The sequence below is a fragment of the Cryobacterium sp. 10I5 genome (genome assembly GCF_035019865.1).
GTDB classification, from domain to species: domain Bacteria; phylum Actinomycetota; class Actinomycetes; order Actinomycetales; family Microbacteriaceae; genus Cryobacterium; species Cryobacterium breve_A.
The window spans coordinates 1-10,991 of record NZ_JASJVI010000102.1; the positions used below are offsets into that span (position 1 = coordinate 1).

10 protein-coding genes are annotated in these 10,991 nt (G+C 70.2%); 4 read left to right on the plus strand and 6 right to left on the minus strand.

What is annotated here, in order from left to right; all coding sequences use genetic code 11:
- Nucleotides 1–32: 32 nt before the first annotated feature.
- Nucleotides 33–848 (minus strand): alpha/beta hydrolase, encoded by an 816-nt coding sequence (locus QN350_RS17315; protein ID WP_322138625.1) that lies wholly within the window; start codon nucleotides 846–848, stop codon nucleotides 33–35.
- Nucleotides 849–930: 82 nt separating this feature from the next.
- Between QN350_RS17315 and QN350_RS17320 the strand changes: the two genes are divergently transcribed.
- Nucleotides 931–1,890, plus strand: a complete 960-nt coding sequence (locus tag QN350_RS17320) for an AEC family transporter (RefSeq protein ID WP_322138626.1) — start codon at nucleotides 931–933, stop codon at nucleotides 1,888–1,890.
- Between the two features lie 12 nt (nucleotides 1,891–1,902).
- Here the strand turns inward: QN350_RS17320 and QN350_RS17325 are convergent, their stop codons facing one another.
- From QN350_RS17325 to QN350_RS17335, 3 genes are all read right to left on the minus strand, one after another.
- Nucleotides 1,903–2,535, minus strand: coding sequence for an antibiotic biosynthesis monooxygenase (locus QN350_RS17325; protein ID WP_322138627.1), 633 nt, complete (start codon nucleotides 2,533–2,535; stop codon nucleotides 1,903–1,905).
- 40 nt (nucleotides 2,536–2,575) lie between these two features.
- Entirely contained in the window at nucleotides 2,576–3,412 is an 837-nt protein-coding gene (locus QN350_RS17330) for an exodeoxyribonuclease III (RefSeq protein WP_322138628.1), read from the minus strand.
- Between the two features lie 136 nt (nucleotides 3,413–3,548).
- Nucleotides 3,549–5,624, minus strand: a complete 2,076-nt coding sequence (locus QN350_RS17335; protein ID WP_323516960.1) for a fructose-specific PTS transporter subunit EIIC — start codon at nucleotides 5,622–5,624, stop codon at nucleotides 3,549–3,551.
- Nucleotides 5,625–5,823: 199 nt separating this feature from the next.
- Here QN350_RS17335 and cofE point away from each other — a divergent pair, with 199 nt between their 5' ends.
- From cofE to fgd, 3 genes are read left to right on the plus strand one after another with little or no spacing between them, the layout of a single operon-like run.
- The gene (gene cofE, locus QN350_RS17340; RefSeq protein WP_323503686.1) at nucleotides 5,824–6,735 is read left to right on the plus strand and encodes a coenzyme F420-0:L-glutamate ligase; all 912 of its coding nucleotides are present in this window, start codon (nucleotides 5,824–5,826) and stop codon (nucleotides 6,733–6,735) included.
- Nucleotides 6,732–7,439, plus strand: a complete 708-nt coding sequence (gene cofC / locus QN350_RS17345) for a 2-phospho-L-lactate guanylyltransferase (RefSeq protein ID WP_323503685.1) — start codon at nucleotides 6,732–6,734, stop codon at nucleotides 7,437–7,439. Before cofE ends, cofC begins: the two co-directional genes overlap by 4 nt.
- Before the next feature lie 5 nt (nucleotides 7,440–7,444).
- The gene (fgd, locus tag QN350_RS17350; protein ID WP_323503684.1) at nucleotides 7,445–8,467 is read left to right on the plus strand and encodes a glucose-6-phosphate dehydrogenase (coenzyme-F420); all 1,023 of its coding nucleotides are present in this window, start codon (nucleotides 7,445–7,447) and stop codon (nucleotides 8,465–8,467) included.
- 207 nt (nucleotides 8,468–8,674) lie between these two features.
- On the opposite strand, the gene QN350_RS17355 is transcribed toward fgd, so the two are convergent.
- Together QN350_RS17355 and cofD are read right to left on the minus strand one after the other, a co-directional pair.
- Nucleotides 8,675–9,736 carry a PTS sugar transporter subunit IIA gene (locus QN350_RS17355; RefSeq protein WP_323516963.1) on the minus strand — a complete coding sequence of 354 codons (1,062 nt, stop codon included), beginning with the start codon at nucleotides 9,734–9,736 and terminating at the stop codon, nucleotides 8,675–8,677.
- An 86-nt stretch (nucleotides 9,737–9,822) separates the two neighbouring features.
- Nucleotides 9,823–10,824, minus strand: coding sequence for a 2-phospho-L-lactate transferase (gene cofD / locus QN350_RS17360; RefSeq protein WP_323503682.1), 1,002 nt, complete (start codon nucleotides 10,822–10,824; stop codon nucleotides 9,823–9,825).
- Nucleotides 10,825–10,991 lie beyond the last annotated feature (167 nt).

The following is a 10,991-nucleotide window of genomic DNA, read 5'->3' on the forward strand; positions in this document are numbered from 1 at the left end:
GGGCGGAGCCGGGCGGAGCGGGGGAGGACGGGCTAGAGGCCGTTGGAGGTGAGCCAGTCCAGGAGCACGCGCTCGAACTCGTCGGGAAGCTCGACGCTCGGCAGGTGGGCCGTGTCGCGGAAGGTGCAGCCGCTCGCGAAGGGCAGCGTCGACAGCAGGTACTCGTACTGGGCGAGCGCGGGCGTCACGTCGAACTCGCCGACCGTCACGAGAGCGGGAACCTCGATGTCGATCACGCGGTTGCTCGCGGGCGGTTCGAGGGGGATCGGGATCGGGTTCTCCTCGGCGTGCACGACGTTCACCCGGTTGAGCGCGTAGGCCGTCGCCACGAACTCCGGGTCGAGGGACTTCTCGTCGCGTGTCGGACCGATCGCCCACAGAGCCACCTCGAGCCGGGCGAGCCGGTGCCAGTCGCGGTCGTCGAAGGCCTCATCGAGTTCGTCGAAGCGGGCGTCTTCGAGCTCGGTGAGCTCGACCTCGGGGAAACCGCTCGGGCCGGACCCGATCGTGACGAGCCCGGCGACCCGGTCCGGGCTCTCGACGGCGATGTCGATCGCGATCGACCCTCCGCGCGAGCAGCCGACGAGGGTCGCGGACGCGATGCCGAGATGGTCGAGCAGGGCGACGGCATCCGCCCGGTTGGAGAACGCGACGTTCTCGGTCGAGGTCTGCCCGAAGCCGCGTGCGTCGAAGCGCACCACGAAATGCCTGGCGGCGAGAGCCGCGACCTGGGGGTCCCACATGCGCAGGTTCGCGATCCCGGCATGCAGGAGCAGGATCGCCGGCGACGACAGCGCGCCTTCGGTCTCGTAGTAAAGCGACGCACCCGGAACGCTGAGATGAGGCATGCTTCGAGCGTACGGCGGCGGCGTGACCGCTGGCAAGGAATCGGCTGTCGCGACAGCGGAAGTGTCCCCTAATCTGGGAGTAATGAGCGGCGTCCTGGTCGGGTTCTCCATCATCGGATTCGTGATCCTGATGGGCTACCTCATCGAGCGTGCCGGGTTCGCCGGCCCGACGGCGGGGTTCGTGCTCAACCGGGTCGCCTTCTTCGTGGCGATGCCCGCGCTGTTGTTCACCGTGCTGAGCCGCACGGATGTCCGGGTCGTGTTCTCCCGGTTCCTCCTGACCACCCTGTGCAGCGTGCTGATCGTCGTGGCCCTGTACCTGGTCGCGAGCCGGTTCCTCGGCCGCGGCCGGGGACCGGGCGTGGTGCCGCGCCGGGATCGGGTCTCCGAGACGGTGCTCGGTGCGGCGGGCGCCAGTTACGTCAACTCGAACAACATCGGCCTGCCCGTTGCGATCTACGTGCTCGGCAGCGCGCACTACGTCGCCCCGGTGCTGCTGCTGCAGTTGCTCCTCTTCGCCCCGATCGTGCTCGGCATCCTGGACGTCACCACGAGCGGGCGCCTCTCGTTCCGGTCGGTCGCGACCCAGCCGCTCCGGAACCCGATGATCCTCGCATCCCTGTGCGGGCTCATCGTGGCGGTGTTCGGCATCCCGATCCCGGAGGCCGTGTTCGCTCCCCTCGACATCCTCGGCGGGGCCGGCGTGCCGATGGTCCTCCTCGCGTTCGGCATGTCGCTGCACGGCGACCGGGTGCTTCGGCCGGGGTCGGGCCGGCGACAGGTCGTGCTCGCCGCCGTGCTCAAGATAGCCGTGATGCCCGCGGTCGCGTGGGCCCTCGGCCGGTTCGTCTTCGACCTCTCACCCGCGGAGCTCTTCGCCGTGGTGAGCGTGGCCGCGTTGCCGACCGCACAGAACGTCTTCAACTTCGCGGCACGGTACAACCGGGGCACGGTCGTCGCGCGCGACACCGTGCTGATCACCACGATCGCCGCCGTGCCGGCGCTGATCGTGGTCGCCGCACTGCTCGCGCCGGTCGCCTAGCAGCCCGGGCTGCTACACCCGCGGGCGGCGGTAGGCGGATGCCGGCGGCCGGGTCAGCCACGGGCGGAGCCACCGCGTGATCCACGGCATCACGAGCAGCGTCATCGTGGGCGCCATCACGAGGGTCGTCATCAGGATGCGGGGTACGACCGGGAAGCCGCCCCACTCGGGGATCGCGAGCGTGACGAGGAAGGTGAAGACCACGTTGGTCGGGAAGAAGCCGAGGCCGATCGCGACGGTCTGCTTCCACTGCGAGGGCTGGTAGATGCTCGAGTCGGCGCCCTCCTGCGGGGTGTCGAACCAGCCTTCGATGCCGGTGCGCTTCTGTACGCGGGCGTCGAGGATGTAGTCCACTCCCTGGGCGAGCCACTCGGCGCGCTCGTCGGAGCCTTCCCAGGCATCCAGTGAATCGGAGTTGTCGAAACGGTAGAGCATGTGCCAGCTGAGCGAGTCCGCGCTCGTGCGCACCCAGCCGGAGCCGAGGAACCCGGGGAACTCGCTCGCGAGGTCCATGCCCTGCTGGGCCCACCGGGTCGCTTCGGGGATCCGGGTGGGCTGCACGCGGCGCGTGATGGAGACGGTGATGGAATCGGACGGCCCGGCCGGCGCCGGATTGCCGTCGTTCCCCGGCGATACGGAAGACATGCTTCCAGTATCCCCGACGGCCGCGTCATTCGGCGAGGGGTCAGAAGATCATCGGGCGGTCGTCGTCCTCGTCATCGAGCGTGAGGTCGACGACGACGGGCACGTGGTCGCTCGGTGCGTCGCCCTTGCGTTCGTTCCGATGGATGCTGGCGTCCGTGACGAGGTCGGTGAACGCCGGTGAGCCGAGGATGAAGTCGATGCGGAGGCCCTCGTTGCGTGGGAACCGTAACTGCTTGTAGTCCCAGTATGTGAAGCCCTCCGGGACGAGGGGGCGCACCGGGTCGGTCAGCCCGGCGGCGGCGAAGGCTTCGAAGGCGGCCCGTTCCGGCGGTGAGATGTGCGTCGACACCCCGGGGACCAGCGTCGGGTCGCCGACGTCGGAGTCGAGCGGGGCGACGTTCCAGTCGCCCATCAGCGCGAGGGCGAGATCGGGGTTGGCAGCGAGCTCCTCACGGGTGTGCTCGTCGAGCTTCGCGAGCCAGTCGAGCTTGTACGCGTAGTGCGGGTCGTCGAGCGCGCGCCCGTTCGGCACGTAGAGGCTCCAGAGCCGCAGGTCATTCACCGTGACCCCGAGCGCACGGGCCTCGAGCGGCAGCCCGGGGCCTTCCTGGCCCTTGAGGAAGCCAGGCATGCCGGGGAAGCTCGTTGCGACATCCGTCATGGGGTGCCTGCTCGCGAAGGCGACGCCGTTCCACTGGCTGAGGCCGTGGATGGCGAGCTCGTAGCCGGCCTCCTCGAAGATGTCGGAGGGGAACTGCTCCGGCTTGCACTTGATCTCCTGCATGGCGAGCACGTCGATGTCCTCGCGCACGAGCCAGTCGACGACGCGGGCGGAGCGGGCTCGGATGGAGTTGACGTTCCAGGTGGCGATGCGCATGCGCCCAGCCTATTTGACGGATGCCGCAGGTCGCGTTGGCGCGCACCGCCCCCTGAGGTGTCGCAGATCGATGTTCGTCGCTAGCGGGAACCTCGATCTGCGACACCTCAGGGATGAGGGTGCTGGAGTGCCGGCCTCAGGGTGCGACGGGCGTCGACTGCTTCGGTCCGACCTGGGCGGCCAGTGCCGCGAGCACGTCTGCCGGGGTCGATGCGGTCTGGAGGGTGGCGCGGAAGGCGGGCTTCATCAGGGCGCGGGACAGCTGGGCGAGCACCTTGAGGTGCTCGGTTCCGGCCGCCGCTTCCGGCACGGCGATCAGGAAGATCAGCGTGGCCGGGGTGCCGTCCGGCGAGTTCCAGTCGACGCCGTGCCTGCTGCGGGCGAAGGCCAGGATCGGGCCGCTGACGCCGTCCGACTTGGCGTGGGGGATGGCGATGCCGTCGCCGACGGCCGTGGTGCCGACCCTCTCGCGGGTGAGGGCCGCCTGGACCACGACGCCCGCGTCGGTGACGCGGCCGGTCGTGCCCATCCGGCCGACGAGGCTGCGGATCATCGCGTCGCGGTCGGTCTCGGCGGCGTCGAGCACGATCGTGTCTTCGTCAATGTAGTCGAGCACCGTTTTCGGGGCTGGCGTGGGGGCATCCGCCAGCGACGTACTGGCCAGGGCGGAGGCCGGAACGGGGGAATCGTTCGTCGGCGTCGGGTCGACGACCGCCGGTGCCGACCCGACGGCCTGCGGGGTGTGGCGTTCCGCCCTGCGCGCGGACATGCCGAGAAGCAGCAGGGAGACGAGGGCGGTGACGATGGCGCCGATGAGCAGCGCCGCGAAGTACATCGGCACCCCGGTGACGGCGCCGAAGATGGCGACGATCGGTCCGCCGTGCGGCACGGAGTCGGTGACCGCGAAGAGGGCTGCGATGCCGCCGGCGACGGCCCCGCCGAGCATGTTCGCGGGGATGACCTGCAGCGGCTTGGCAGCGGCGAGCGGGATGGCGCCCTCGGTGATGCCGAAGAAGCCCATGAACAGGGCGGCGATCCCGGCCTCACGCTCCGGCTTGGAGAAGTAGCGGCCGCGGATCAGGGTGGCCAGGCCCATCCCGAGCGGCGGAACGGCGATCGCGGCGGCGACCATGCCCATCGGAGCGGGGTTCCCGGTCGCGATCAGGGCACTGCCGAAGAGGAACGCGGTCTTGTTGACCGGGCCGCCCATGTCGAAGGCGACCATGGCGCCGAGGATCAGGCCGAGCACGATCGCGCTGCCGCCCTGGAGGCCGGTGAGGAACGTGCTCATGGTGGAGAAGACCCAGCTGATCGGCTGGCCGAGGGCGAGCACGAAGGCGCCGCCGACGATCACGGTCGTGAGCACGGGGATCACGAGGATCGGCATGATCGGCTTGATGTAGCGGTGCACGGGGATCTTCTTGATGCCGAGGGCGACGAAACCGACGAGGAACCCGGTGACGATGCCGCCGATGAAGCCGGCCCCGGACTCGGAGTGGTAGAACGACCCGGTCGTGGCGATCCAGCCGCAGATCATGCCCGGCGCGAGCCCGGGCCGGTCGGCGATCGCATAGGCGATGAAACCGGAGAGGATCGGCACCATCAGCGTGAAGCCGAGCACGCCGATCTGGTTGATCGTCAGCCAGAAGCTGCCCTCCGGGATGACGAGTCCCTTCGGGGTCGCCTCGCCGCCGAGGGAGAGCGAGATGGCGATCAGCAGGCCGCCGACCACGACGAACGGGATCATGTAGGAGACGCCGTTCATCAGGGCGCGGTACAGGGTGCCGCCGAAGTCTGTCTTGCCTGCGTTCGAGGCGCGGGTTTCCCCGCCCGAGCCGTCGGAGCCGTCGGATCCGTCGGCGGCCGCGGAGGGCTCGGCTGCGAGGGCCTCCCGGATCAACGCGGCGGGGCGGTGGATGCCGTCGGCCACCCCGACGGAGACGATCCGCTTGCCCGCGAAGCGCGACGGGTCGATCCTGGTGTCTGCCGCGATCACGACGGCGTCTGCCCGGTCGATGTCGGCCTGGTTGAAGGTGCCTTCGACGCCGACGGAGCCGTGGGTCTCGACCTTCATGTCGTAACCCAGTTCCGCCGCCGCGGCCGCGAGCTTCTCGGCGGCCATGTATGTGTGCGCGATGCCGGTGGGGCAGGCCGTGATCCCCAGGATCAGGAGTCGATGTGGTGCTGTTGTCACGGTGAGGGGTTCGGCCATGGCTCGAGAGTCCTTCCGGGCCGAGGTCGACCGGAATCTCCGTGAACACCACAGCTCAATTTCATAAGCTTAACTAACTTAATTTCGCCCCGCGAACGAGGGTGTCTCGTGAGGTGTCGCACATCGACGTTCGCGGGGCGTGGGAACCTCGATCTGCGACACCTCGGGAAGAGCCGGGACCTCCGCGTGGTTACGGGACATGACAGGATCGAAGGATGAGCGGAAAGCGGGACCGGTGCGCGGCGAACTGAGCGTTTTCGCCCTCGAGGGGATTCCCGAGGTCGCGGCTGGCGACGACCTCGCCGGGCTGATCGCCGTCGCCGCGGAAGTCGCGGATACCGCCGTCGCTGCCGGAGTCGCGGCGGGCACCCTGTTGCGTGACGGCGACATTCTCGCGGTCACGAGCAAGATCGTCTCCAAGGCCGAGGGTCGCCTGCGCGCGGCGGCCGACCGTGAGCAGGCGATCACCGACGAGACCGTGCGCGTCGTCGCGACCCGCGCGTACCCCGGCGGCGTGACCCGCATCGTCGAGAACCGGCAGGGTCTCGTGATGGCCGCGGCCGGCGTCGACGCGAGCAACACCCCCGAGGGCTTCGTCCTGCTGCTCCCGGTCGATCCCGATGCCTCCGCCCGCGCTCTCTGCACCGCGCTGCGGGCGCACACCGGGCTTCGGCTCGGCGTGGTCATCACCGACACTGCCGGACGCCCCTGGCGCGAAGGCCAGACCGACATTGCGATCGGTGCGGCCGGTGTCGCCGTGCTCGACGACCTGCGCGGTACGACGGATGCCCACGGCCGACGCCTCGACGTCACCGCGCCCGCCGTCGGCGACGAGATCGCCGGCGCCGCCGACCTCGTCAAGGGCAAGGCGAGCGGAAACCCGGTCGCCGTGATCCGCGGGCTCGGCCGGCTGGTCCTGCCGCTCCCTGCCGTGGACACCGTCGCCGCTGGCTCGGGGGTCGTCGATCGCGGCGCGGCCATCCTGCTGCGTCCAAGCGAGAACGACATGTTCCGGCTCGGCAGCGCGGAGGCCGAGGTCCTCGGCTATGACCGGGGCTACGCTGCCGGACTGGCCGCCGGACTCACCGCCGCGGAAGCGGACCTGCCGTGAACTGGGTGGTCGTGGTTCCGGTCAAGGGCAACCCGGGCGCGAAGACGCGCCTCGGCGGCCCCGGCACGGACCGTGCCCAGCTCGCCGACGCGTTCGCCCTCGACACCGTTGCTGCCCTCGCCGCAGCCGCCCCGGTCCTCGCCGTCTTCGTCGTGACCGGGGACACCGTCCTCGGCGCGCAACTCGCCCGCCTGGGCGCGCACATCGTCGCCGAGGTTCGTGACCCGGCCGACCCGCTCAACGCCGCGATCGATGTGGGACTGGCCGCGGCCGCTGCGGAGTTCCCGACCGCCCATCGCGCCGTCGTGACCGGCGACCTGCCCGCGCTCACCGCGGACGACGTCGAACGGGCGCTCGCGCTCGCCGCCCACCACGAGCTGTCGATGGTGCCGGACGCCGATGAGACCGGAACCACGATGCTGCTCGCGCTCGCCGGGGCGCCGATCAGCCCGCGGTTCGGCTCCGGCTCACGTGCGGCGCACGAGGCAGCCGGGCACGTTCCGCTCGCATTGCCCGCCCGGTCCGGAATCCGCCGCGACGTCGACACCCCGGCCGACCTGACACTCATCGAACGGCTGGGCGCGGGACCTCACACGTCCGCGCTGCTCGCCGCAGCATCCGCCCGTCGCGACGCGCCCGACGTGCCCGCCGCCGTGCCAGACCCTGTCATCGTCCCGTCCGCAGATAGCCCCCTCGAGAAATGAGCATCATGCTTCCTCTGAAACTCGGATACAAGGCCTCCGCCGAGCAGTTCGCCCCGCGTGAACTGGTCGAGATCGCCGTCGCCGCCGAGCGGCACGGTTTCGAATCGGTCGCGGTGAGCGACCACTTCCAGCCGTGGCGGCACACCGGCGGGCATGCACCGTTCTCGCTCGCCTGGATGGCGGCCGTCGGGGAGCGCACGACGCGGGTGCAGATCGGTACGTCGGTGATGACGCCGACGTTCCGGTACAACCCGGCGGTGATCGCGCAAGCCTTCGCGACGCTCGGCTGCCTCTATCCGGGGCGGATCATGCTCGGCGTCGGAACCGGCGAAGCCCTCAACGAGGTCGCGACCGGTTTCCGCGGCGCCGGCGCCCAGGACTGGCCCGAGTTCAAGGAACGCTACGCCCGGCTGCGCGAGTCGATCGCGCTGATGCGCGCGCTCTGGTCGGAAGACAAGGTCAGCTTCGAGGGCGAGTACTACAGCACCCACGACGCGAGCATCTACGACCGGCCGGAGGGCGGTATCCCGGTGTACGTCGCCGCGGGCGGACCCCTGGTGGCCGGCTACGCGGGACGGTCGGGGGACGGGTTCATCTGCACCTCGGGCAAGGGCATGGAGCTGTACACCGAGAAGCTGCTGCCGGCGGTCGCGGCCGGCGCGGAGAAGGCCGGGCGGGATGCGGCCACGATCGACCGGATGATCGAGATCAAGCTGTCCTACGACACCGACCCGGCGCTCGCGCTCGAGAACACCCGGTTCTGGGCGCCGTTGTCGCTCACGCCGGAGCAGAAGCACGACATCACCGATCCCTCGGAGATGGAGGCGGCCGCGGACGCCCTGCCGATCGAACAGGTTGCGAAGCGCTGGATCGTCGGCTCAGACCCCGACGAGACGGTCGAAGCGATCGGCCAGTACATCGACGCCGGCTTCAACCACCTGGTCTTCCACGCCCCCGGCCACGACCAGGAGCGGTTCCTCACGGCCTTCGAGCGCGACCTGGCCCCACGCATCCGCGCCCGCGCCTGAGCCGCGCCGGGCTCTGCGGAACGTCGCCCCGGGAGGAGTGCGCCCTCGGCCGTGGCTAACTCAGGAGATTCTCCGGGGCGGGGTGGATCGGCCGCACTGGTCCGCGGGGTTTCTGCGGTCGGTGGGGTGGATCTCCTGAGTTAGCCCCCGGTGGGGCGGGCGACCAGTGGGCGTCACGGGGCTCGCGGGAAGGACGGCCCGACGGAGTCAGGCCTGGGGGTGCTCGGGCTTCTTGAGGTTGGCGCTGATCGCGAGGGCCTCGAGCACGGCGGCCGGGGTCTGCGCGCTCTGGATCGCGGCGCGGAACGCCGGCTTGGCGAGGCAGCGCGAGAGCTGGGACAGCACCCGGAGGTGTTCGGTTCCCGCCGAGGCCTTGGGCACGGCGATCATGAAGATCAGCGTCGCCTTCTCGCCGTCCGCTGAGTTCCAGTCGATGCCGTGCTTGCTGCGCGCGAAGGCGAGCACCGGAGCGAGCACCGCATCGCACTTGGCGTGCGCGATCGCGATTCCGTTGCCCATGCTCGTGGTGCCGTGGGTCTCCCGCCGGAAGGCGGACTGGGCGACGAGTCCGACGTCGGTGATGCGACCGGTCGTGCTCATCATGCCGGCGAGGGTGCGGATCATCCGGTCCCGGTCGGTCTCGTCGACGTCGAGCACGATGGTGCGCTCGTCGATGTAGTCGAGCACGGTCTTTCGGCCGGTCGCTACCGAGCCGGTGGCGGTGGTCGGCACGATCGGGATCGCCGTCGTGAGCGGCATCGTCATCGTCGCGAGGGTCCGTTTGGGGTGCGGCGTAGTGATGACAACGGGCTCGGCTTTCGGGTGCACCAGGGACGGCACGGGTGCGCCGGGCGCGGAGGCGACAGCGGATGATTCCGGGGCCGGGGCCGTGGCCGTGGCCGAGGCGGGCACGGGTGCTGCGGCGCGGGCGGCATCGGGGCCGGGTGTGGTCGGCTGGGTGCTGCCCGGAGCCTTCCCCGCGGGGGCCGGGGCCAGGCCGGCGGAGATGTGCGGGGCGTCCCCTGCGTTGTTCGTGGCCGCGTTGGCCGGGTGGCCCGGGGTGCCCGTGGCGGTCGGGGTGGCGTTGGTGGTGGCGGCGGTGCGGCGTGCCGCGCGGTGCCGCACAACGACCAGAACGATCACGACGGCGGCCGCGACGATGAGGGCGACCGCGATGAGCGCGGGGATGAAGGTCGGCATACCGGAGACTGCTCCGACGACGGCGGTGATCGAGCCGCCGTGCAACACGGAGTCGAGATGTGCGGGCATGACAGTAGGGTCCTTCCGGTAGGCCGACCGGAATCGAGCGCTGAACCGGGGGCAAATTAGTTAGCTTGGGAAATAATTAGCCTGACTTAGTGTATCCCCCGCGCGGGTGACGCCACTCGGAACAATGTTGCCGCAATCTCGGCCGTCGTGTCCACGTCGTGCATCCAGAGCGGCACGGCGAGTGAGCGGATGCCGGCGGCCGCGAGGGCGGGCAGGGCCGCAGCATCCGTTTCGTCGACGAGCCAGCCGTCGAGGAGGCCGCCGGTCGACCGGGCGCCGTAGTGCAGGCCGACGGCCGCCGCGGTTGTGGCGACGCCGATGGTCTGGAGGCACGAGTCGGCCATGCCGCGGACGGCGGCGCCGGCGATGATCGGCGAGACGCCGACGACGTGGGCGGGCGTGGACCGCAGGGCGTCGCGGATGCCCGGGATCGCGAGGATCGTGCCGATCGACACCACGGGGTTCGACGGCGGGAGGATCACCAGGTCCGCCTCCAGGATCGCCTCGAGCACGCCTGGCGCGGCCACCGCGGTGTCGAGTCCGCGCTGGACGAACTGCGTGACCGGCACGGACGCACGGTATCGAACCCACCACTCCTCGAAGTGGATCAGGTCCCCGGCTCGGTGCTCGTCGGCATCCGCTGCGAGGCGCGCGTGGGTCTCGACCGGCTGGTCGCTCATCGGCAGCAGTCGGGCACCGGGCCGCCAGCGCTCGCAGAGGAACGCCGTGGCCTCGCTGAGGGTGGAGCCGGAGCGCAGCAGGTCGCTGCGCACGATGTGGGTCGCGAGGTCGAGGTCGCCGAGCGTGAACCAGGACCAGCCGCGCCCGTACGCCGCGATCTCGGACGAGGTGCGGCGGGATTCGTCCGGGCGGCCCCAGCCCTGCTCCTCGTTGATGCCGCCGCCGAGGGTGTACATCACGGTGTCGAGGTCGGGGCAGATGCGCAGGCCGTCGAGCCACATGTCGTCGCCCGTGTTGACGATGACGGTCACCCGCGCAGACGGATCGTTCGCCTCGAGATAGTGCAGCAGCCCCCGCGTGAACCGGGCCCCGCCGATCCCGCCCGCCAATACCGTGATCTTCGTCATAACGTGTTTCCGTCCTTGTGCGTGATTCGTTCTGCTCGTACCGCTGGTACCGCTCGTACCGCTCGTGTCGTTCGCGTACCGCCCCCACCGGGTTCCGCGAGAGTACAGTTTTGGCCCTTAAGACCCACTTTTAAGGGCACTTTATGTACTCTCGCGAGGGGAGGGAG